Origin of the sequence: Winogradskyella echinorum (assembly GCF_014297365.1) — a bacterium.
Taxonomy (GTDB): domain Bacteria; phylum Bacteroidota; class Bacteroidia; order Flavobacteriales; family Flavobacteriaceae; genus Winogradskyella; species Winogradskyella echinorum.
Window position 1 is genome coordinate 1,448,604 of sequence record NZ_JACOQD010000001.1, and the last position, 22,076, is coordinate 1,470,679.

The 22,076-nt window shown below is 32.2% G+C and carries 18 protein-coding genes and 1 riboswitch; of the genes, 8 read left to right on the plus strand and 10 right to left on the minus strand.

From position 1 onward, the window contains the following. Positions 1-10: 10 nt before the first annotated feature. From metH to H8K90_RS06500, 4 genes are all read right to left on the minus strand, one after another. Positions 11-2,707 carry a methionine synthase gene (gene metH, locus H8K90_RS06485; protein WP_186845100.1) on the minus strand — a complete coding sequence of 899 codons (2,697 nt, stop codon included), beginning with the start codon at positions 2,705-2,707 and terminating at the stop codon, positions 11-13. Beyond that, positions 2,707-3,708 (minus strand): homocysteine S-methyltransferase family protein, encoded by a 1,002-nt coding sequence (locus H8K90_RS06490; protein ID WP_186845101.1) that lies wholly within the window; start codon positions 3,706-3,708, stop codon positions 2,707-2,709. The genes metH and H8K90_RS06490 overlap by 1 nt, the downstream gene beginning before the upstream one ends. A gap of 62 nt (positions 3,709-3,770) precedes the next feature. Continuing rightward, on the minus strand, positions 3,771-4,940 hold the full coding sequence (locus tag H8K90_RS06495; RefSeq protein WP_186845102.1) for a trans-sulfuration enzyme family protein: 1,170 nt from the start codon (positions 4,938-4,940) through the stop codon (positions 3,771-3,773). Between the two features lie 3 nt (positions 4,941-4,943). Next, positions 4,944-6,014: a homoserine dehydrogenase family protein gene (locus H8K90_RS06500; RefSeq protein WP_186845103.1), complete on the minus strand. Its 1,071-nt coding sequence runs from the start codon at positions 6,012-6,014 to the stop codon at positions 4,944-4,946. A 111-nt stretch (positions 6,015-6,125) separates the two neighbouring features. Further along, a riboswitch (SAM riboswitch) is annotated at positions 6,126-6,251 on the minus strand. Between the two features lie 132 nt (positions 6,252-6,383). Between H8K90_RS06500 and H8K90_RS06505 the strand changes: the two genes are divergently transcribed. The 3 genes from H8K90_RS06505 (at position 6,384) to H8K90_RS06515 (ending at position 9,140) form a co-directional block, all read left to right on the plus strand. Then, positions 6,384-6,980: a HupE/UreJ family protein gene (locus tag H8K90_RS06505; protein ID WP_186845104.1), complete on the plus strand. Its 597-nt coding sequence runs from the start codon at positions 6,384-6,386 to the stop codon at positions 6,978-6,980. 95 nt (positions 6,981-7,075) lie between these two features. Then, positions 7,076-7,504, plus strand: coding sequence for a deoxycytidylate deaminase (locus tag H8K90_RS06510; protein ID WP_186845105.1), 429 nt, complete (start codon positions 7,076-7,078; stop codon positions 7,502-7,504). Between the two features lie 25 nt (positions 7,505-7,529). Continuing rightward, positions 7,530-9,140 carry a S41 family peptidase gene (locus H8K90_RS06515; protein WP_186845106.1) on the plus strand — a complete coding sequence of 537 codons (1,611 nt, stop codon included), beginning with the start codon at positions 7,530-7,532 and terminating at the stop codon, positions 9,138-9,140. Between the two features lie 4 nt (positions 9,141-9,144). On the opposite strand, the gene H8K90_RS06520 is transcribed toward H8K90_RS06515, so the two are convergent. Genes H8K90_RS06520 through H8K90_RS06530 form a run of 3 tightly spaced genes read right to left on the minus strand, consistent with a single transcriptional unit; the run spans position 9,145 to position 10,545 of the window. After that, on the minus strand, positions 9,145-9,753 hold the full coding sequence (locus tag H8K90_RS06520) for an FAD-dependent oxidoreductase (RefSeq protein ID WP_186845107.1): 609 nt from the start codon (positions 9,751-9,753) through the stop codon (positions 9,145-9,147). Next, a complete protein-coding gene (locus tag H8K90_RS06525) occupies positions 9,753-9,953 on the minus strand; it encodes a hypothetical protein (protein ID WP_186845108.1) in 201 nt (66 codons plus the stop codon). Before H8K90_RS06525 ends, H8K90_RS06520 begins: the two co-directional genes overlap by 1 nt. A gap of 10 nt (positions 9,954-9,963) precedes the next feature. Beyond that, a complete protein-coding gene (locus H8K90_RS06530; protein WP_186845109.1) occupies positions 9,964-10,545 on the minus strand; it encodes a MarC family protein in 582 nt (193 codons plus the stop codon). A 90-nt stretch (positions 10,546-10,635) separates the two neighbouring features. On the opposite strand from H8K90_RS06530, the gene H8K90_RS06535 reads away from it, so the two are divergent. From H8K90_RS06535 to H8K90_RS06545, 3 genes are all read left to right on the plus strand, one after another. Beyond that, the gene (locus H8K90_RS06535) at positions 10,636-11,202 is read left to right on the plus strand and encodes a DUF3109 family protein (protein ID WP_186845110.1); all 567 of its coding nucleotides are present in this window, start codon (positions 10,636-10,638) and stop codon (positions 11,200-11,202) included. A 123-nt stretch (positions 11,203-11,325) separates the two neighbouring features. Next, on the plus strand, positions 11,326-13,728 hold the full coding sequence (locus tag H8K90_RS06540) for a T9SS type A sorting domain-containing protein (protein ID WP_186845111.1): 2,403 nt from the start codon (positions 11,326-11,328) through the stop codon (positions 13,726-13,728). A gap of 18 nt (positions 13,729-13,746) precedes the next feature. Beyond that, a complete protein-coding gene (locus H8K90_RS06545) occupies positions 13,747-14,457 on the plus strand; it encodes a DUF4412 domain-containing protein (protein ID WP_186845112.1) in 711 nt (236 codons plus the stop codon). On the opposite strand, the gene H8K90_RS06550 is transcribed toward H8K90_RS06545, so the two are convergent. Continuing rightward, on the minus strand, positions 14,437-16,410 hold the full coding sequence (locus tag H8K90_RS06550) for a tetratricopeptide repeat-containing sensor histidine kinase (protein WP_186845113.1): 1,974 nt from the start codon (positions 16,408-16,410) through the stop codon (positions 14,437-14,439). The genes H8K90_RS06545 and H8K90_RS06550 overlap by 21 nt on opposite strands. A gap of 3 nt (positions 16,411-16,413) precedes the next feature. Next, positions 16,414-17,148, minus strand: coding sequence for a LytR/AlgR family response regulator transcription factor (locus H8K90_RS06555; protein WP_186845114.1), 735 nt, complete (start codon positions 17,146-17,148; stop codon positions 16,414-16,416). An 840-nt stretch (positions 17,149-17,988) separates the two neighbouring features. Between H8K90_RS06555 and H8K90_RS06560 the strand changes: the two genes are divergently transcribed. Together H8K90_RS06560 and H8K90_RS06565 are read left to right on the plus strand one after the other, a co-directional pair. Beyond that, the gene (locus H8K90_RS06560) at positions 17,989-19,278 is read left to right on the plus strand and encodes a ribonucleotide-diphosphate reductase subunit beta (protein WP_186845115.1); all 1,290 of its coding nucleotides are present in this window, start codon (positions 17,989-17,991) and stop codon (positions 19,276-19,278) included. A 3-nt stretch (positions 19,279-19,281) separates the two neighbouring features. Then, positions 19,282-21,081 (plus strand): ribonucleoside-diphosphate reductase subunit alpha, encoded by a 1,800-nt coding sequence (locus tag H8K90_RS06565; RefSeq protein WP_186845116.1) that lies wholly within the window; start codon positions 19,282-19,284, stop codon positions 21,079-21,081. A gap of 183 nt (positions 21,082-21,264) precedes the next feature. Here the strand turns inward: H8K90_RS06565 and H8K90_RS06570 are convergent, their stop codons facing one another. Further along, complete coding sequence (locus tag H8K90_RS06570; protein ID WP_186845117.1) at positions 21,265-21,984, minus strand: DUF6503 family protein; 720 nt, start codon at positions 21,982-21,984, stop codon at positions 21,265-21,267. Positions 21,985-22,076 lie beyond the last annotated feature (92 nt).

The following is a 22,076-nucleotide window of genomic DNA, read 5'->3' on the forward strand; positions in this document are numbered from 1 at the left end:
TACTTTTTTTTTAATCTGCTATATTAGGACTCAACCATTTTGTGGCTTCATCTGTACTGATGCCTCTACGTTTGGCATAATCTTCTATTTGGTCTTCTTTAATTTTTCCTAATCCAAAATATTTGGCTTCAGGATTTCCAAAATAATAGCCACTTACACTAGCCGCTGGCCACATGGCTAAGCTATCTGTAAGTTTTACACCAATTTTTTCTTCAACATTTAAAAGTTTCCAGATGGTTTTCTTTTCTAAGTGGTCTGGGCATGCTGGATAGCCTGGTGCTGGTCTAATACCTTTGTAACTTTCTTTTATTAAGTCTTCGTTAGTAAGGTTTTCATCTTGAGCGTAGCTCCAGTGTTTTGTTCGTACTTCTTTGTGTAAATATTCGGCAAAGGCTTCTGCTAAACGATCTGCTAAAGCTTTTATCATAATTGAATTATAATCGTCGTGTTCTGCCTCAAATTTAGCGGCTAATTCTGCGGTTCCAAATCCTGTGGATACGCAAAAACAACCCATATAGTCTTGTTTTCCTGATACTTTTGGTGCTATAAAATCGGCTAAGGCAATGTTTGGTTTGCCTTCTGCTTTTTTGGATTGCTGACGAAGAGTAAGAAATTGAAATTTGGTGTTTTGGTTTTGTTGCTTGGTTTCTATCTCAATATCATCATTATTAACCGTATTGGCCTCAAACAATCCGAAAATAGCTTTTGCTTTTAAAAGTTTTTCATCAAAAATGCGTTTGAGTAATACTTGAGCATCAGCAAATAATTCTGTGGCTTGAGAGCCAACGACTTCATCGGTTAAGATTGCAGGATATTTTCCATGTAAATCCCAACTTCTAAAAAATGGTGACCAATCGATAAAACCTTCGAGTTTTTTAATATCAAAATCTTCAATAATTTGAATGCCAAGTTGCTTTGGTTTTACAATTTCAGAAGTGTGCCAATCGATTTTAAATTTATTGTCTCGAGCATTTTCAATAGACAAATATTCTTTCTTTTTACCACGTTTCATGAATTGTTCTCGGAACAAATCATATTCTTCTCTAATCTGATTTTTATATATTTTACTGTCTTTTTGAAGCAAATTTCCAACCACAGTTACAGCTCTTGATGCATCATTTATATGAACAACCGTATTGCTATAATGTGGTGCAATTTTCACGGCTGAATGGGCTCTAGAAGTAGTTGCGCCGCCTATAATTAATGGAATTTCGATGTTTTGTTTTTCCAATTCTTTTGAAACGTAAACCATTTCATCAAGCGATGGGGTAATTAAACCACTCAACCCAATAATATCTACATTTTCTTTTATGGCTGTTTCTATAATTTTTTCAGGAGGTACCATAACACCTAAATCAACAATCTCGTAATTATTACAACCCAAAACGACACTTACAATGTTTTTACCAATATCGTGTACATCACCTTTTACGGTTGCCATTAATATTTTACCAGCGAATTCTTGTTTGCCATCTTTCTCTGCTTCAATGAAAGGTTGAAGGTAAGCCACAGCTTTTTTCATTACTCGTGCCGATTTTACTACTTGTGGTAAGAACATTTTTCCGCTTCCGAATAAATCTCCAACCACATTCATACCAATCATTAAATGACCTTCAATAACATCAATGGGTTTGTCGGAAGCTTGGCGTGCTTCCTCAACATCCTCAATAATAAAAGCATCGATACCTTTAACCAAGGCGTGTGTAATTCTGTCTTGTAATGCATCACTTCTCCATTCTTGTACAGCGGCATCTTTGCTTGTAGATGTTGAACCTTTTGCTTTAAGTTCTTCAGCAAAATCCAATAAACGTTCCGTAGCATCATCACGTCTATCAAATAGTACATCTTCAACCAGCTCTAATAAGTCCTTGTCTATTTCGTCATAAATTTCGAGCATTGTTGGGTTAACGATACCTAAATTCATTCCTTTTTTAATGGCATGATATAAAAAAGAAGAATGCATTGCCTCACGAACAATATTGTTTCCTCTAAACGAAAATGAGACATTACTCACTCCACCAGAAACATTGGCATAAGGAAGATTATCTCTAATCCATTTTGTGGCTTCAAAAAAATCGATAGCGTTTCTACGATGCTCTTCCATACCTGTAGCTACCGGAAAAATATTAGGATCGAAGATGATATCTTGAGGTGGGAAATTGACTTCATTTACCAAAATATCGTAAGAGCGTTTACAGATTTCTATTCGTCTGTCATAGGTATCTGCTTGTCCGTCTTCATCAAAAGCCATAACAATGACAGCGGCTCCATAACGTTTCACCAATTTTGCTTGACGTTTAAATTCAGCTTCGCCTTCCTTTAGACTTATGGAATTCACTACACATTTCCCTTGTGCGACTTGCAAACCAGCTTCAATAATCTCCCATTTTGAACTGTCTATCATCAAAGGAATTCTGGAAATATCGGGTTCTGATGCAATAAGATTTAAGAAAGTCGTCATGGCATAGACACCATCGAGCATACCTTCGTCCATATTAACATCTAAAATTTGTGCACCACCATCTACTTGGTCTCTTGCAACTTCTAGTGCTTCATTATATTTTTCTTCTTTTATTAGGCGAAGAAATTTTCGTGAGCCTGTTACGTTGGTTCGTTCTCCAACATTGATAAAATTACTTTCTGGCGTCACCACTAAAGGTTCTAGTCCAGATAATGTTAAATATTTTGTACAGTCAGATTCTGCCATTATGCGAATTCTTGAATTAATCTTGGTTTGTAATTTTGAGCAACTTCTGCAATAGCTTTGATATGCTCAGGACTTGTACCACAACAGCCACCAATTATATTGATTAGATTGTCCTTAAGATAATCTTCAATATAGTTTTGCATTTGTTTTGGTGATTCGTCATATTCTCCAAAAGCATTAGGTAAACCTGCATTAGGATGTGCTGAGGTAAAAAACTCAGTTTCATTTGATAAACGTTGTAAATAAGGTTTTAGCTGTTCGGCACCAAGCGCGCAATTAAAACCTACACTTAGCAAAGGAATATGGGATATTGAAGTTAAAAATGCTTCAACGGTTTGACCAGATAAAGTTCGACCCGAAGCATCGGTAATTGTTCCCGACACCATAATTGGTATATCAATATTTCGTTCTTCTTTTACTTCTTCAATAGCGAATAATGCTGCTTTTGCATTAAGTGTATCAAAAATGGTTTCAACTAAAAGGATATCAACTCCTCCATCAATTAACGCTTCAACTTGTTGTTTATAAGCAATTCGTAATTCATTAAAAGTAATTGCTCTGTATTCTGGTCGATTAACATCTGGTGATAAACTTGCTGTTTTATTGGTTGGTCCAATACTGCCAGCAACAAAACGAGGTTTTTCAGGGTTTTGTTTAGTGAATTTATCTGCAACTTCTTTAGCTATTTTAGCCGATTCAAAATTCAACTCATACACTAAATCTTCCATGTCGTAATCTGCCATTGCTATGGTTGTACCAGAAAAGGTATTGGTTTCTACGATATCAGCACCAGCTTCAAAATACTTTGCATGGATATCTGCTATAGCTTTTGGTTGTGTTAAGGATAATAAATCATTGTTTCCTTTTAAAGGTGATGGATAATCTTTAAAACGTTCACCTCTAAAATCTTCTTCTGTGAAATTGTATTGCTGAAGCATAGTTCCCATAGCTCCATCGAGCACTAAGATTCGTTTTTGTAATTCTTGTTTTATTCTACTCATTTCTTTTTCATTTGTTCTCGATACAATTTTATTCTAGTGTCATAAAATCACTCGAAGTGACGTTAGTTTTCCAATGCTTGTTTTAAATCGTTAATAATATCTTCAGGATGTTCCAATCCAACTGAGACTCTTATTAATCCTGCTGTTATTCCTGTTTCTAAACGTACATCTTCTAGTATTTTAGCATGAGTTGTAGATGCTGGATGTGTTACAATACTTCTAGTGTCTCCTAAATTTGCTGAAAGAGACAAGAGTTTGATGGAGTTTAGAAATTTTCGACCTGCTTCGATGCCACCTTTAACTTCAAAGGCGACGATGCTTCCGCCTAACTTCATTTGTTGTTTGGCTAATTTGTATTGTGGATGCGATTTTAAAAACGGATATTTTACAAAATTCACATTATCGTGAGCTTCTAAAAACTCAGCTACTTTTAAGGCATTATCACAATGTCTGTCAACTCTTACAGGTAAAGTTTCTAAACTTTTAGATAAAACCCAAGCATTAAATGGTGAGAGTGCTGGCCCAGTATTTCTAGAAAACAGATATATTTTCTGAATTAAATCTTCACTACCAACAGTAACTCCTCCTAAAACACGTCCTTGTCCATCCATTAGTTTAGTTGCGGAATGAATCACTAAATCTGCTCCAAATTTTATGGGTTGTTGTAGATATGGTGTGGCGAAACAATTATCGACTATAAATAAAAGATTGTGTTTTTTTGCGATGTCACCAAGTCGTTTTAAATCTAAAATATCAACTGCTGGATTGGTTGGACTTTCAGCATAAATTACTTTGGTGTTCGGTTGAATTAATTCTTCAATCTTGTCTAATTCATCTATCTTAAAATAGCTTGTTGAAATATTCCACTTAGGCAATATATTATTGAACATGGTCTGCGTTGAACCAAAAATACTACGACTGGAAACGATGTGATCATCTGAATTTAATAATGCCGCAAATGTTGAGAACACAGCAGACATACCAGAGGCAAATGCATAACCACGTTCAGCACCTTCCATTTCACAAACTTTTTCAACAAACTCAGAAGTATTTGGATTAGAATAGCGACTGTAAATATTGCGTTGTTTTTCATCTGCAAACGACGCACGCATATCTTCAGCATCTTCAAACACGTAACTCGATGTTAGATATAAAGGGTTAGAATGTTCTAAAAATTGAGTGCGCTCAATTTGAGTGCGTATGGCCTTTGTTTCTAAAAATGGATCTTTCATATCTTAATTTAAGCTTTCAGATAATTTTAAAACGTCAGATAAAACACCTCTTGCTGTAACAGTGTTTCCAGCACCAGCACCTTGTATAACAAGAGGTTGTTGGTTATATCCTTCTGTATATAATTCAAATAAAGTATCAGATCCTTTTAGTTGACCTAGAGAAGAGGATTTAGGTTCTGATACTAATTTTACTTCTAATGAGTTTTTTGCAATATCTAGTTCTCCTAAGTAACGCAATACAGATCCTGAACTTTGAGAATTTTTATTTTTTTCGAAAATGGGATTTAGCTCTATTGAACGCTCAATAAATTGCTCTAAAGTTGTTTTTTCATGTAATTGCTGAGGAACTAAAGATTCTACCTTTACATCGTTAAGTTCTGTTTTTACGCCTAGTTCCCTGGCTAGAATTAGCAACTTTCTTGCAACATCTTTACCAGATAAATCTTCTCTAGGATCGGGTTCGGTTAATCCTTCTTCTAAGGCCGTATGTAATATTTCATTAAATGGTATTTGTTCTTCTGAAAATCTATTAAAAATATAGCTTAGAGACCCAGAAAAAACACCCCTTATTTTTGTAATGTTGTCTCCAGATTGATAAAGGTTTCTAACGGTTTCAATAATTGGTAATCCCGCACCTACGTTAGTTTCATACAAAAACTTTTTATGGTTTCTTTTTAAAACGTTTCTTAAGTTTTTATAGAAATTAAAACTTAAGGTATTCGCTATTTTATTTGCTGAAATTATATGAAATCCATTATTAATTAACAGTTCGTAATTATAAACAAACGTTTCACTTGCTGTAACATCAATGGCAATTCTATTTTCTAATTTATTAGAATTAAAATGTTCAATAATTTCCTCAATCTTATAAGGAGTGGAAACATTTTTAAAATCAGCTGACCAATTTTTGCTAGTATGGTTGCCAAAAAGTGCCTTTTTAGAATTAGCAATTGCAGATAATTGTAATTCTAATTGCTGATCTTCTATTAATCTATGGTTAATTTCCTGAATCTGATCGATTAGTGTAGAGCCTACATTTCCTATTCCGAATATTACTAGGTTTACGGTTGTCATTTTTTTAGTTTATTAAATTATTTAAACCAAAAGTCAAGCACTTTTTAAAAAGTACGCTTAATAGAAAAATGTTATGAAGAAAATTCTAACTACAGATGAGTAATTAGTTTTGAGTTATCTATCCGAAATTTGCAAAAAATGACTTGCTTTTTCAAGTAGAATTTAGCACCTTCTTAGTAATTCTAAGGGTTGCTAAGGCTTCACAGGGTCTAATCCCTCCACCTTTCTTGATAACATTTCAATAAGTTGTTGAACTTTGTTACCACAATATTCCGAAAGAAAAATAGAATAAGCAAATTTTATTGACGTTATTTCAAGGTAATGATATTACTTTTTAATTGTAACTTTGATTACCCAAACACAGTAATTATGTTAGAAAATTTTTGGTTTAATGTAAAATATGGCATTAACCATGTACTAGATCCTAACGGCTATGACCATGTACTTTTTTTAATGGTATTGGCTGTTCCTTATGTATTTAAAGATTGGAAACGCGTACTATTGTTAGTCTCCATGTTTACTCTTGGCCATACGTTATCATTGGTTTTAGCAGCTTATGGTATAGTGAGTGTTAATGGTGAGTTAGTTGAGTTTTTAATTCCTGTAACCATTTTAATTGCAGCTATATACAATGTGTTTACTGCGGGTAAAAATGCAAAAAATAATAAAATAAACCTGCTATTTCTTACCACCTTATTTTTTGGGATTATACATGGCTTTGGTTTTGCAAGAGAATTTAAAATGTTTGCCGGTCAATCTGAAAATAGAATTGAACTTCTAATAGAGTTTGCTTTAGGTATTGAAATTGCTCAAGTAATTATTGTATTTGTTGTTTTATTTTTAGGATTTTTATGTCAAACAATCTTCAGGTTTTCGCGTCGCGATTGGATTATGGTATTATCTTCTATTGTTATAGGATTAATAATACCGATGATTCTAGGAAGCGAATTATTGAGTAATACTTAAAGTTTGGTTAAATTTTACGGATTGTAAATTGGTTATAAAATACGAACCATTTATATTCGTTATTTTACAGGCCTATTTTTTTAAGATAATAATTAATGTCAAACACTAAACAGTTACGTTACGATAAAGCTTATTTGCGCATTGCTAAAGAATGGGGCAAGCTTTCTCATTGTAAACGTAAGCAAGTAGGTGCACTTATTGTTAAAGATAGGATGATAATTTCTGATGGTTATAATGGTACACCTACAGGTTTTGAAAATTATTGTGAAGATGATGAAGGTTATACCAAATGGTATGTGCTACATGCAGAAGCTAACGCAATATTAAAAGTAGCTTCATCAACCCAATCTTGTAAAGGAGCAACTTTGTATATTACATTATCTCCATGTAAGGAGTGTAGTAAGTTAATCCATCAGGCTGGCATAATTCGTGTAGTATATCAACAGGGATATAAAGATGATTCTGGCTTGCAATTTTTAAAAAAAGCAGGGATAGAGTTAGAACATATTGAAGATTTAAATTAAGATTCCTATTTAGATGGGAAATAATATGGCAACTAAAAATAAATACATACCACTTATTATTGGTGTTGCAATTGCAGTAGGAGTTACTATTGGCGGTAAGTTAAGTTTTACAGATACATCGGATAATCTGTTTACAACCAATAGTAAAAAAGACAAGCTCAACCGATTAATAGATTATATCGATTATGAATACGTAGATGAAATTAATACAGATAGCATAGTTGATGTAACTGTAAATGGTATTTTAGATAATTTAGATCCGCATTCAACTTATATTCCAAAAGAAGATTTAGCCCGAATTACGGAAAGTATGAAAGGTGATTTTGTTGGTATAGGAATTAACTTCTATCCTTACAGAGATACTATAGCTGTTATAAAACCTACAGAAGGTGGTCCTAGTGAGCGTGCAGGTATTATAAGTGGAGATAGAATCTTATACGCAGATGGTGATACTATTTTTGGTCGTAGTAATATTACCAATGACCTAATTACCAAAAAACTTAAAGGAGAAAAAAACTCTAAAGTAAAGCTTACCGTTTACAGAAAAGGGGAGAATGAATTATTAGAGTTTGAGATAAAACGAAAAAGCATACCAATTAAAAGTGTAGAATCTGCATATATGTTATCTGATGAGTTAGGTTTTATAAAAATTAATCGTTTTGCAGAATCTACCTATAAAGAGTTTAAACAAGCTTTAGATGACCTCCAAGACCAAGGAGCTACAAAGTTGGTTTTGGACTTGCGTGATAATCCAGGCGGATTTTTAGGTGTAGCAGAGCAAATTGCAGATGAATTTTTGGAGGATGACAAACTCATTCTTTTCACAAGAGATAAAAAAGGAAGAGAGGAAAGAACCTATGCTACAAGTAGAGGAGATTTTGAAGATGGTGAAATTTATATTTTAATTAATGAAAATTCTGCATCTGCAAGTGAAGTTATTGCTGGAGCACTACAGGATAATGATAGAGGTATTATTGTAGGAAGGCGTTCTTATGGTAAGGGTTTAGTACAGCGAGAAATGGCTTTAGGTGATGGTAGTGCTGTTCGTTTAACGGTATCTCGCTATTATACACCAACAGGTCGTTCTATTCAAAGACCATATACTAACGGAGACAGTAGAGGTTATCATAACGACTACTACAAACGTTTAAGAACAGGGGAGCTAGTAGATGAAGAAAGTATAGAAGTTGATGATTCTCTAAAATTTACCACACCAAAAGGTAAGGTTGTTTATGGAGGAGGAGGTATTATTCCAGATGTTTTTGTGCCTGTAGATCGTTTGTTCGAAAATGAAACTATTAATTATCTCCGAAGAAGAGGACATTTTGGTTTTTTTGTTTTTGAAGAATTAGATAAAGATCGCAGCATATATGCAAATGTAACTAAATACGATTTTATTAATAATTTTGAAGTTAGCGATGATATCGTTGTACGCTTTCAAGAATTTATTAATAGAAAGGAAAGCACTAATATCACTTTTGTAGCTTATAATGATGAAATTAAACGTATTATAAAAGCTACGCTTGCCCGTCAATTATATGATGATAATGCTTTTGAAGAAATTATCAATAAAGAAGATGTTATGGTGCAAGAGGTGATTCTACTCAGTACTCAATATCCTGATTTTAAGCAATAATCAATTAGTGCATTTTATCATGTACTTTGGTGTGTTTACCACCATTCCATAAAGTTAAAATATCTGTAGCAACATGTGCACCACTTCCACTAGCTATAGCGAACTGGCTACGCCAACCTGCTAAAGTACCAGCAACATATAGATTTTCTTCAATAAGATGATCTGTGTTTTTTAACCAGATTCTATTTTTCTCAGGTACAGCTCTTGGATGAGGTTCAATATAATTCTCTAAACCATCAATGTTGATTAGGTCTGTATAACCTACCGTAATCACTACAATTTTAGTATGGTATGTGTTTTTATTTGTAGTTATTAAAAAACCTTTAAGTTGCTTCTCTATTGCAGTTACTTTTTCGTTTTCAATTTGATTTACATGAGGGTATAAATCATTAAGTTGTTGCTTACCATTTTTTAAAATTTCAGCACCTAAAGTACCAGGAGTTAAACCTAAAACATTATTGAATAAAGCATTTTGAAGATGTGATGTTTTTTGATGTGTAATAATGGCGATTTCTTTGTTTTTAGCAAATTCTTTATCTTTTGCCGAACCCAAAACTAGTGCACAAGACATGCCTGCAGCTCCACCACCAATAATTAAAACATCTAAAGTCATTAACGTTGCTTGTTTAATGTTTCTATTTTCTTAGATATTCTTAGAATTTGTAATAGAATAATTGCACATAATCCAGCAACTATAGTAATAACTGCTGTAAAACTTTCACCTTCCAAAAGTGCATCAAAGTTTAACTTTGTTACATTAAAAATAATGAGCGCTACTGCAATTATTGATAAAATAAGTGTAAATATTTTCATGTTTAAAATTTTAAGCCAATAACTCTTTAATATTATGAGCAAATAATTTTACGGCTATTGCTAACAAAATTACGCCAAAAACTTTTCTTATTATGTTAATACCATTAGGACCAAGAATTTTTTCAATCTTGGCAGAAGTTTTTAAAACAATATAAATTACTATGACATTGCATATTACAGCAATGATTATATTCTGAATTGCAAACTCAGCACGTAACGATAATAGTGTAGTTAAACTTCCTGGACCTGCAATTAGTGGGAAAGCTAATGGAAAAACAGAAGCAGTAATGCCACCATCTTCATCATCTTTATATAAGGTTATACCCAAAATCATTTCTAGTGCAATAAAAAATAGAATAAATGCTCCAGCAACAGCAAACGAGTTAACGTCTATTCCTATTAGAGATAATAAACTTTGCCCTAAAAACAAAAAAACAATCATAATTACACCAGCAATAAGTGATGCTTTTTCACTTTGTATATGTCCAACTTTTTTGCGTAAATCAATAATAATCGGAATGTTTCCGATGATATCTATAACAGCAAATAATACCATAAAGGCGGTGAATATTTCTTTAAAATTTAATTGCATGACTTGCGTTTTTTCAAATTTTTTGCAAAGGTGCGATATTATTAAAGATTTTCAATATTAAATTGTGGTTAAGTTTGGTATTTTTGTCGCATGTTTCAACTCGGAAAAACCATAGTCTCAGAAGACATTATAGAAAAGGATTTTGTCTGTAATTTATCTGCCTGCAAAGGCGCTTGCTGTATCGATGGAGATGCTGGTGCACCTTTAGATAAAGATGAGGTAAAAATACTTGAAGATATCTACCCTAAACTAAAACCGTTTCTAAGAAAAGAAGGAATTGATGCTATAGAAGCTCAAGGGACTTCAATAACTACTGCTTTTGGGGATTTGGAAACTCCACTTATTGATGGAGCCGATTGTGCCTACGTCATTTTCGATGAGAAAAATACAGCACTTTGCGCTATTGAAGAAGCATATAATCAAGGAGAAATTTCTTGGAAAAAGCCTGTGTCATGTCATCTGTATCCAATTAGGGTTAGAGAATACTCTGAGTTTTCTGGTGTTAATTATGATAAATGGGAAATCTGTGATGATGCTTGTTCTCTTGGGAAAGAACTTCAAGTACCTGTTTACAAATTTGTAAAAGAAGCGCTTATTAGAAAATTTGGCGAAGATTGGTATGCTGAATTAGAGAAGGTTGCAGAAAAAATGAAATAATTATATAGCTATCAGTATTCTAAATATTCTGATTTTACAGAATTTTCTTCCAACTATACATTTCTAACAATAGGATTTAGAAAAATAGCTTAATTTTTCGGTTTAATCATTTAAATACCAGCTATGAAAGTTAAGTTGTTAACGTTATTTGTCTTGTTCTATTCTTTTAAAACTATTGCGCAAATTACTAAAACAGAAGCCTTTACTGTAGGCACAAAAATTACATTTTACCCAAATCAATGTGGTAATTCAATTCCAGAAGCCACTGATAAACTTACATTTTGTGATAACAGCGATAACCTCGGTGTTGTAGAACGAAGTTATGGTCTAAACGATAGAGGAGTAAGACATATGTTACCTAATTATTATAACAATGATGAGTATTATGTTACTCGTGAAGGATTGTCAATTAGAAATGTAGATGGTACTTGGGAGAATATTCCTAATATCGCAATACCAACATATAATACCCAAGGAGACTGGACAAATACCGCAACTATACGTAATGGACTAGTTTTACCAGATGGAAAAGTCATTATACAGGCATCTAATGCAAATTATGGCTTTAATATATACGATAGAGTACAAAAAACCTTAAGTCCTGTTAATTTTCCTAATAACCGATACCCATATTTATTTGCCTATGATGCTACTAGAGGCGTTACTTGGATTATAGCATATGGAGGTGGTGCAAATGGTCGCTACTTATTTTCTTATGACGGAGCTAGTTTAACTCCTGTTATAGAATTAACAACTGCAGGTAATGTTAGTGCTAGTGTAGATACTTCTACACTAATATATAATGATGATCATTTGTATATAGCAAGTATAAATGGCTTGTTTAAAATTAATGTCACCAACTTTGCTACCACACCATATAATTCTTCTACCACTCCAAGTTTACCTTTTGATAGAGTAAATGATTTACAGTTTGATACTAATGGTTATCTATGGTTGGCAATAAGTAATGGTAGTTCTGATGGCGGCATAGTAAAATTTGATGTTGCAGCGGAGACCTATGATATGTATCAGTTAGTTTCAGAAACTAATGCAGCTGTAAATTACGCTTTTCAAAATGTGGCTATTAGCGATAATGATGAGATTTGGGTAAATGCATCTAATTATTCTGGTTTAATGGAATTGTCATTTACAGGAAATACTCCCAATTGGGATTTATTGCCGTTGTCCGAAATATCAACATTAAATTTTCCAATGACTTATAATCCAAGTGAAATTTACTTCAGAAATAATCAGTTTTATTTTACATCGATAGACTTTTCTTCAGGGAGTACCAGTAATTACGAAGTTTTAATTAATGCCAATGATATATGGTCTGGTAGAAATGATAATGAGGATGGTAATCTGTCTAACAGAATGAATAGACGATTTACCTATAATATGCCAGATAATAATGGTGGTGTATGGTGGTTTAATGGTTACGACGATGTGGTTATATACAGAGATGCAAATGATGAACACCAAACTATTGATATTGAAAATCTAAGTTTATTTGGTGTTGTGGATGATGATGATAATGCAATTGTAAGAGGTGGAAGTCCGATTGAGTTGAAAAAAATTAATTTTCCAAATGCGACTTCTTTTCAGACAATGACCAATCAAGCAACAGATATGAAACGTGTTGCAGATCAGATTTGGGTTTTTGATAGATCAAATAAAAGAATCGATGTTTATAAAGATGATGCTTTTGTCATTTCATACAATTTAGACGAAGATTGGTACCAAAATGCTAATTATTTTGCAATAGATGATAATGCTGATGTTTGGTTTATGAGATATACAGGCACTTTAGAAATAAAGAAGTTTAATATTACTACACTTTCGTCTACAACTTACGATTTATCATCTGTTGGGAGTTTTACTCCAAAAAAAATAGTGGCTGCTCCAAATGGTGGTGTTTGGTTTCTTGGTCCTACTGCGGCAGTTTATGAAGAATCTGGTGTTTTTTACGAATTTAAAGCAGCAGATTATGTAGAAATTTATAATCTTAAAGATATTGTAATAGATACTAACGGAAAAGCATATTTGCTAACCAATGACAATGCATCAATTACAACTATAGAAAATCCGACCGATGTTAACCCTACTCTTACCAATGTTAGTTTAGAGAATGCCAATTCTGTGATGCCTGCTTTAGATCACTACAGACCAACGGCATTAGCAATAGATAGTGAAGGCAGTCTTTGGACACACGCCTCTGTTACTGCATTTAAACTTATTGATAATGATTTAGCAACCGAGTATATATCTTATCCAGAGGTTTTAAGTATAGCAACCGCAGAGATAGAAGCCGATATAAATATCTATCCAAATCCAGTAAACAGTAAAATTTATGTTGCTTCTAATCAATCAATTAGTAGGTTGCAGCTGTTTGATGTTGTTGGTAAACAAGTTGCAAGTGTTAGATCTAAAGACAATTTGGATGTAAGTCATTTAAAATCTGGAATGTACATATTAAAAATTGATATAGATAGTGCAACACATACACAAAAAATTATTATTAATTAATTCATAAAACTACTAAAAATGAAAACGCAACACATTTCAAAATTTATTGTATTAATCTCGTTTTTGCTATTATCAAATAACGGTTTTGCACAAAAGGCATCGAAAGTAGAATTACCATCAACTTATGATTTTGATTATATCTACAAGTTAAAGATGACACATAAGAAAGGCGATGTTACTTTGGATTACTATTTAAAGGAAGATGCTGCTTATTTTGGCTTTGATACAGCTGCAATGACAAAAGGTAGTGAGGATACAAAAATGTTTATGGTTATGGATGCAGATTTAGGGGTAACTGCAATGTTTATGGAAATGATGGGCAAAAAAGTGGTTCAGAAATCAAAATTGAAAGCTTCTGACTTTGGTACTGAAACGGAAGATATGTCTGATTATACATTTACTGAGATAGATTCTAAAACAATTAATGGCTATGAGTGTGAAGGTTATATAAGTGAAAATGATAAAATAAAAATGACATTTTATATTACTGATGACGTGCCAGTAAGTTTTAATCAAGTTTTTGGATCTAATATGAAAAATATGCCAAAAGGATTTAATCCAGATTTAATGAAAAAGTATGCAGAAAGTGGATTAATGATGGAAATGATATTTGAAGATAAAAAGAAGTCTAAAAACAATATGACGATGCAATGTACTGGATTAGAAGAAACCGATTTTTCTTTAGATACAACAAAATATGGTTCTATGTTAGGAGCTTTTGGTGGCTAATCTTAGTGCCTTAGTTTTTAATTTATTAGTAGGAATTTGTAGTATTATCTTAGTGCCAGAAGGATTGTCGTTTTCATATAAATCCTCAATCTCTAAGATATAAGAGTTTAAAAATGCCTTTGAAAAATTAGCAAGACGTGCTTTTGTAATATCAATACCAACGGATTTACGTTTTAACTTTTTGCTGTTTTGTATTTTTCTTGAGGCTATTCTACCAATACCATTATCAATAATTTCTACAGTTATATAGCCTGAAGATTTTTTTATCACATTAAGCTCTATCTTCTTGTCATTAGATTTGGAAGATAAACCATGCCATAATGCATTTTCTAAAAAGGGCTGTAAAACTAATGATGGTACTTTAGTGATTTCGGTGTTAATAGATTCATCTACAGTGATTTTAAAATCTATCTCGTTAGAAAAACGTATGTTTTCAATATTCATGTAAAGCTTCATAGTTTCAAGTTCATCATGTAATGAGGTCTCTTTTTCCTTTGATGCCATTAAAATTTTTCGAATTAATTTTGAAAACTTGTTGAGGTAATAAACCGCATTTTCCTTTTCGTTATTTATAATGTAGAGTTTAATAGAGTTTAAAGAATTAAAGATAAAATGTGGATTCATTTGGCTTCTCAACATATCTTGTTCTAAGGTTAAAATATGTTTATCTCGCTTTAAGGCCTTTGTTCTATTGAGGATAAATAAAACGATGCCTAGAATAACTAACGATAGAGAGGTGTAAAGCAATATTTTTTTATTTCTTTCTAAACGTTGCATTACGGCTTCGTTTTCTGATGCCAAAGCCTTTATCTGATTATTCTTGTCTTCATTTTCATACTCTAAAGCAATATCATTAACATATTGTAGATTTTGCTCTGTGAGTATGGTATTTTCTATTTCTACTGCTTTTTGGTAATATTCTAATGCGACTTTATAATTCTTTTTTTCTTGATTTATTTCTGATAAGAGTTTGCTAGATTCTGCAACAGATGATTTTAAATTATAAGAAGCTGCAATATCTAATGCTTTTTTTAGGTTTTGTTCAGCAAGTGAATTTTGACCTAATGCCATTTCTAATTGCCCAAGATTAAGGTAGGTAGATGATATATAAAATTGGTCGTCTAGCTTTAATGCTTTTTCTAAAGCATCTCTAATAATAGGCTCAGCGTCTTTGTAGTTTTCTTTTTTTAAATATATTCCACCGATACTATTATAACAGATAACTCTACCAATTTCTGAGTCTATAGCATTATTGTAGTTAAGTGATTTTTTATAATTTATTAGAGCCGTATCCAAATCCCCTAAGGCTTCTTTGGCATAACCAATGTTGTGGTAGTTAATCGCTAAACCTAATTTATTGTCTGCTCTCCTTTCAATTTCTAGGGATTTGTTAAACTGGTTTATAGCCATCTCATATTGCTTTAAGGCAAGATATATATTCCCAATACTATTTTGAGATACAGCTATATTGTAGGTTATTGTTTCCGAAGGATTTATTACTGAATAAGCAATTTTTAAAGCTTCTGTATGGTAGTCTAATGCAGGTTTAATAATATCTGTTCGTCTGTAGGCAACACCAATCATGTTTAGACTGATAATCTTAAGTTCATCGCTTTCTGCTTTTTCGGCATAGTCTTTAGCTTCTAGATGAAGTTTTATGGATTCATCATATTTAGAAATATTTCTATTAATAACTCCAAGAGCATTAAGCGCGTAACTAGAACCTTCATTATAAGAGATGCGTTTAGAGGTTTCTAAAAACTGCCTCATCTTTATGCTATCTCTTTCAAACGGTTTTAAAACTGAATCAATTTGTTTGTATGCAGTCGGTGTTGAATTTTTAATATGACTTAATGCATTTTCAAAATCATTATTTTGAGAATCAACATTCCAGGATATTGAAACAATCAATATAAAAAGAGCTATAAGCTTATGAGATAATGAGTAATTCATAAATTATAACTTTTCGAGAAAATCCGATTTTCGTTGTCTTGCCACAGGGATTTTATGATTACTATCCATAATCACATAGCCTTCATTTTTTATAAAAGCTTTTATTTTATTTAAGTTGATAATGTATGAATTATGTATCCTAAAAAAATAATGTTCTGGTAATATAGCGTCTACTTCTTTTAATTTTTTAGTGACCACAATCTTTTTCTGGTCTTGTAAAAAAAGAGTACTATAGTTACCATCAGATTCTACATATACAATATCATCTACATCTAAAAAAAGAAGTTTACCATCTGTATTAATGGTTATACGTTTTTTATCGAATTTTGAATTAAAATTAGATAACATGCGTTCAAACTTCATTGAGTTAATTGTACGTTCGCCATGTTTTTTAATCTTGGCGATGGTATCTTTTAAATCATCTGAGTCTATAGGCTTTAATAAATAGTCAATAGCTTCGTGCTTTAACGCTTTTATGGCATATTCATCATAAGCAGTAGTAATGACTACAGCAAAATCTATGCTTTTTAATTGTTCTAAAAATTGAAAGCCTCCAATAGTTGGCATCTGTACATCTAGGAATAGACAATCTGGTGTATTAGAGTCTAAAAACTTTAAGGCATCGTCTGGATTTGTAAATGAGGCTATTACCTCAATTTCGTTACTAAAGTTGCTTAGCTCCCAAATTAAACCCTGTATTGCCTTAGGCTCATCATCTACAATTACTGCTTTTAACATAGAATAAAATATAGAATATAAATATATGTATATATTGATTGTTATGCATATAAATATGTGTGCAATGCTTCGTTTTGTGTATAACATGCTCAAAAGCAATAAGCTAAAATTTAACTAGCCAGTTATACATTTTTTTTTACCAATTATACATTAGGGGCAAAAAGTGAAATTCTTTATATAGATATTTGAGTAATGAAACTGACCAAATAATTAAAAGTAAGAGTGGGGACTTTGCTTTTAAGGTTAATTGCTATTAATCGCTAAAAATTTGAATTAATTAAATTCTGATTTTTGTTTCAGTGTTAATTTAATAAAGGGGTAATTAAAAAAAATTACTTTTTCATTTAGTTAGTTATTAGGGAAAAAAGAGCGTTGATTCAACGCTCTTTTCTATTTTATAGTATTGAAAAATTCTACCAACAAAACCACAATAAATACGCTTGCTTACCATCGTTTTAATACGATTACACCTACAAAAAATAAATACACAATAACTGTTTAAAATGCTGAAAAACAGATGTTTAGCATTATTTTTAATAATCCTTAGGTTTTATAGGCATTACAAGAGTTTGTTAAAAACTTGTTGACAATGTTTACAAAATACCCTTTTATTATTTCTTACAATTGTCAATCTTTGTTCAAGGCAAAATAGAATAGATTTTTAGCTCTTTTATTATAAAAACAGAGCCCATTTCAAAAATCAATTTTAACATTCACGCTCATTTTATTTCTTTTTAATAAAGAAAACTAATAACACATTTTACAGCATTTGCTATAGATATTTAGAATGATTACAGACCATTCTAATACATCTTTAGCCTCAAAAATTAAAATTAAACCATGGAAACTAAACAACTAGAGATTACGGAAATTATAAAAAGAGACTACGAAACAAGTCCATTTGTTTTAAATAAAATTTCTAATGCTGTAGAAAAAGCAATGATGTCTGTTGGTAATGGAACAAAAGAAGATGCTAATAAGATTGCAGTGAATGTTATGCAAGAATTATTAGAGAGAAAGGGCAGAGATTATAGATATGTGCCAACTGTAGAAGAAGTACAAGACCTTGTTGAGTTAAAATTGATGGATAGTCAGTTTTTAGATGTTGCAAAAGCCTACATTCTATACAGAGATGAGCAAGCTAGAAATAGAAAGACAAATATTTTTGAGAAGCGAATTAACTTAAAACCGTATGAATATCCAGCATTGAACGAATACGTTGATGCGATTAGACATTCGTATTGGATACATTCTGAATTTAATTTTACCAGTGATATCCAAGATTTTAAAACAAGATTAACCATTGTAGAGCAAAATGCAATTAAAAATACAATGTTGGCTATTTCTCAAATAGAAGTTGCTGTAAAGTCATTTTGGGGAGACATTTACCATAAAATGCCAAAACCAGAAATAGGATCTGTAGGAGCAACTTTTGCAGAAAGTGAAGTACGTCACCACGATGCTTATTCTCATCTATTAGAGATTCTTGGTCTTAATAATGAGTTTAGAAGATTAAAGAAAAATCCTGTAATAATGAGACGTGTTCATTATTTAGAGACAGCTTTAAAAAATGCAAAAAGTGAAGACAACAAAGAGTATGCAGAATCAATTTTATTATTCTCACTCTTTATTGAGCATGTATCCCTGTTCTCTCAGTTTTTAATTATAATGGCATTCAACAAGCACAAGAATATGCTAAAAGGTATTTCTAATGTTGTTGAGGCGACTTCTAAAGAAGAGCAAATTCACGGTGATTTCGGAATCGATATTATTAAAATCATAAAAGATGAAAATCCAACTTGGTTTGGAGAAGAGCACAATACCATCGTAAAAGTAATGTGCCAAGAAGCTTTTGAGTCTGAAAGCAGAATCATCGATTGGATTTTTGAAGCGGGTGAATTGGACTTCCTTCCAAAGAATGTAATAAATGAATTTATAAAGCAAAGATTTAACAATTCCCTCGAAAGTATTGGGATCGATAAAATATTTGAAGTTGATAATAGCTTACTAGAGCAAACAGAATGGTTCGATGATGAAATTATTGGAACCAAACACGGAGATTTCTTTGTGAAACGCTCAATCAACTATGCAAAAAGAACTAAAAGTGTAACACCAGACGACTTATTTTAAACCATGAACGACAAAACTAACTTAGATCTCGAAAACAAAGTAGTAAACCCTCAAACTACAACAACTTCACCACAAGATGAATTAATAAAAGCCAGAAAAGAAGCCATTAAAGAGGCTAATAAAGAACCAGAAATAAAATGGTTAACAGACCATAGCCGCAAATTTTTGTCGTCGGGTTATCTTACAGAAGGTACTACGCCAGAGGCTAGAATTAGAGAAATTGCGGATAATGCTGAAAAAATCTTAAAGATTCCAGGTTTTGCTGACAAGTTCTATGGCTATATGGCAGAAGGCTATTATTCATTAGCATCACCAGTATGGTCTAACTTTGGTAAAAGGAGAGGTTTACCAATTAGTTGTTTTGGTTCGCACATTTCTGATGATATGGGTGATATCTTATATACGCAATCTGAAGTTGGCATGATGTCTAAACTAGGAGGTGGTACTTCTGGTTACTTTGGTAAGCTTCGTCATAGAGGTGCACCAGTAAAAAATAACGGAGAATCTTCTGGAGCTGTACATATTATGCAATTATTTGAAAAAATGGTTGATGTCGTAAGTCAAGGTTCAGTGAGAAGAGGTCGTTTTTCCCCATACCTACCAATAGAACATAATGATATAAATGAATTTTTAGAAATCGGTACAGAAGGTAATCCAATCCAAGAGCTAACACATGGTGTTACTGTTGGAAATGAGTGGATGCAAGAAATGATCGATGGTGATACTGAAAAAAGAGCCATTTGGGCAAAAGTATTACAACGTAGAGGAGAAATAGGATACCCTTATATCTTCTTTAAAGATAATGCTAACAATGCGGCACCAGAAGTATATCAAGAAAACAAGCACGAGATTTACGCAAGTAACTTGTGTTCTGAGATTATGCTGCCAACAAACGACAGATGGTCTTTTGTATGTGTATTGTCTTCAATAAACTTATTACACTACGATAAGTGGAAAGATACAGATGCGGTTGAAACAATGGTCTATTTCTTAGATGCTGTTTTAGAAGAGTTTGTAACTAAGCTAGAAGTTTATAGAGATTCTCCAGATAGAGATGATAGACAAACTTTTATGTTTATGGAGAAAGCATACAACTTCGCTAAAGAAAATAGAGCATTAGGTATGGGAGCTTTAGGATGGCACTCATTATTACAGTCTAAAATGTTACCGTTTGATAGTGCAGAAGCATTTAACTTAAACAGCGAAATCTTTAAGACGATAAAAGAAAAGTCAGTGAAGGCTTCAGAGGAATTGGCAACTATGTTCGGTGAGCCAGAAGTATTAAAAGGTTACGGAAGACGTAATGCTACATTAAATGCTGTAGCACCAACAACATCTTCTGCATTTATTTTAGGACAAGTATCACAAGGTATAGAACCAATTTGGTCTAACAGTTATGTAAAGGATATTGCTAAGATAAAGACAACAATAAAAAACCCATTCTTAAAAGCATTGCTTAAAGAAAAAGGAATGGATACGGTTGAAGTTTGGAAAAGCATTAGAGATTATGATGGTTCTGTACAACATTTAGAAGGTTTAACAGAATTAGAAAAAGATGTGTTTAAAACCTATTCTGAAATTGACCAAATGACCATTATTTATCAAGCGGCAAACAGACAGAATCACATTGATCAAGGACAGTCTTTAAATATTATGGTACATCCAGATATGCCAGTTAAGGACATTAATAAACTTTATGTTACAGCTTGGCAATTAGGTGTAAAATCATTGTACTACCAACACAGTATGAATGCTGCACAGAAATTCAAACAAAAGAAAGAATGTGCTAGTTGTGAAGGTTAAACAATTTCTTTGGCTTTATTTTAATGAAACTTAAACAAAGTAGAAAAGGAATTTTATAAATAAAATTAAAAAGCATCTCATTTATTGAGATGCTTTTTTAGTTTTTGTCATGCTGAATTTATTTCAGCATCTTAAAATAGCTTAGATTCTGAAACAAGTTCAGAATGACAAGGCGATAATATGTTATTCCTGCACCAAAGTATCAGTTCCTAAATATTTATCATCTTTATTATAATACCAAGCGCGTACTTTAGGCATTTTAATGCCATTTACAACAGCTTCTTCAGACAATAAAATATATTCACCAGTATCTGGTTTTTCTTTACCATTCTTATCTGTTTTAAAGAATTGATACACTTCCATAGCATAAGTCTTTGGGTTAAAATAAAAATACCACATATCACTACCAACGGCTTCATCATAAGTCACTTTTAAGACTAAATAGTCTTTGCCTTTAAAGGTTTTCTTTTCAATCTTATCATTAAGATTTGTACCAGGATCTTTAAGCTTCATTGGTAAGCCATATAAGTACGTATAGTAATTTTTATATAGCGTAGCTCTATCACAAGACATCTTCTTTTCTTTAGCGGTGATACTATCAATAGCTTTGCCATTATATTGCATTAGACACTTTCCTTTATTTACTGTGTATGTAGTTGTAACAGTATCTTTAGTTGCTTTAACGCTAAAATATTCATCAGGTAAATTAATTGTGATTTTACTTGTTCTTTTTGGCGAATTTGGGGTAGTCATAACAACAGTAAACTCATTATTAAAGCTGTGCCAATCACCATTTGGGTTGTGATATTCTATAGCATTATCTAGTAATTGTGTAGTGGTAATATTTTGACTTATACCATTAAATGCATAGCAGAAGAAAAGTAATGTAAAGAGCAGTTTCATAGATTTTAATTTTTCTACAAATTACAAATTAGAGCATAAAAAAAAGCACTCAATGCCGAATTTTACGGGAGAGTGCTTTTAGGTATTAAATC

What these genes read in the sequence shown, in the direction of transcription:
- H8K90_RS06540 (WP_186845111.1), top strand. Translation starts at nt 11,326, where the DNA reads ATGAAAGTTAAGTTGTTAACGTTATTTGTCTTGTTCTATTCTTTTAAA.
- H8K90_RS06520 (WP_186845107.1), bottom strand. Translation starts at nt 9,753, where the DNA reads ATGACTTTAGATGTTTTAATTATTGGTGGTGGAGCTGCAGGCATGTCT.
- H8K90_RS06535 (WP_186845110.1), top strand. Translation starts at nt 10,636, where the DNA reads ATGTTTCAACTCGGAAAAACCATAGTCTCAGAAGACATTATAGAAAAG.
- H8K90_RS06505 (WP_186845104.1), top strand. Translation starts at nt 6,384, where the DNA reads ATGTTAGAAAATTTTTGGTTTAATGTAAAATATGGCATTAACCATGTA.
- H8K90_RS06515 (WP_186845106.1), top strand. Translation starts at nt 7,530, where the DNA reads ATGGCAACTAAAAATAAATACATACCACTTATTATTGGTGTTGCAATT.
- H8K90_RS06530 (WP_186845109.1), bottom strand. Translation starts at nt 10,545, where the DNA reads ATGCAATTAAATTTTAAAGAAATATTCACCGCCTTTATGGTATTATTT.
- H8K90_RS06555 (WP_186845114.1), bottom strand. Translation starts at nt 17,148, where the DNA reads ATGTTAAAAGCAGTAATTGTAGATGATGAGCCTAAGGCAATACAGGGT.
- H8K90_RS06510 (WP_186845105.1), top strand. Translation starts at nt 7,076, where the DNA reads ATGTCAAACACTAAACAGTTACGTTACGATAAAGCTTATTTGCGCATT.
- H8K90_RS06570 (WP_186845117.1), bottom strand. Translation starts at nt 21,984, where the DNA reads ATGAAACTGCTCTTTACATTACTTTTCTTCTGCTATGCATTTAATGGT.
- H8K90_RS06495 (WP_186845102.1), bottom strand. Translation starts at nt 4,940, where the DNA reads ATGAAAGATCCATTTTTAGAAACAAAGGCCATACGCACTCAAATTGAG.
- H8K90_RS06525 (WP_186845108.1), bottom strand. Translation starts at nt 9,953, where the DNA reads ATGAAAATATTTACACTTATTTTATCAATAATTGCAGTAGCGCTCATT.
- metH (WP_186845100.1), bottom strand. Translation starts at nt 2,707, where the DNA reads ATGGCAGAATCTGACTGTACAAAATATTTAACATTATCTGGACTAGAA.
- H8K90_RS06550 (WP_186845113.1), bottom strand. Translation starts at nt 16,410, where the DNA reads ATGAATTACTCATTATCTCATAAGCTTATAGCTCTTTTTATATTGATT.
- H8K90_RS06545 (WP_186845112.1), top strand. Translation starts at nt 13,747, where the DNA reads ATGAAAACGCAACACATTTCAAAATTTATTGTATTAATCTCGTTTTTG.
- H8K90_RS06490 (WP_186845101.1), bottom strand. Translation starts at nt 3,708, where the DNA reads ATGAGTAGAATAAAACAAGAATTACAAAAACGAATCTTAGTGCTCGAT.
- H8K90_RS06500 (WP_186845103.1), bottom strand. Translation starts at nt 6,014, where the DNA reads ATGACAACCGTAAACCTAGTAATATTCGGAATAGGAAATGTAGGCTCT.
- H8K90_RS06560 (WP_186845115.1), top strand. Translation starts at nt 17,989, where the DNA reads ATGGAAACTAAACAACTAGAGATTACGGAAATTATAAAAAGAGACTAC.
- H8K90_RS06565 (WP_186845116.1), top strand. Translation starts at nt 19,282, where the DNA reads ATGAACGACAAAACTAACTTAGATCTCGAAAACAAAGTAGTAAACCCT.